The following is a 202-nucleotide window of genomic DNA, read 5'->3' as shown; positions in this document are numbered from 1 at the left end:
AAACTATAAATAAAGAGCTTGGTGTTGTCTCAATATCATCTACAGATGTTAAAAGTGTTAATAAGGATGATTTGTTAGAGGTTGAAGGAAAGAAATGTTCTTTAAAAGTGTTAGAAAAAAGAGAGAATTCTATTATTGCGAGTATTAATGATTGTAATATAGATGAGTTAAAAAAAGGTGAAGATCTTCAAGTTACAAATGA

The 202-nt window shown here is 27.2% G+C and carries 1 protein-coding gene; it reads left to right on the top strand.

Annotation, left to right across the window (positions count from 1 at the left end):
• The coding region (locus M901_RS02330) for a hypothetical protein (RefSeq protein WP_034719728.1) at positions 1 to 202 on the top strand (202 nt) is incomplete at both ends.

This window comes from Bacteriovorax sp. DB6_IX, from assembly GCF_000447775.1.
In the GTDB taxonomy this organism is placed as follows: Bacteria; Bdellovibrionota; Bacteriovoracia; order Bacteriovoracales; family Bacteriovoracaceae; genus Halobacteriovorax_A.
The sequence above is the reverse complement of the archived record's forward strand: the minus strand, read 5'-3'. Positions and strand labels throughout refer to the sequence as shown.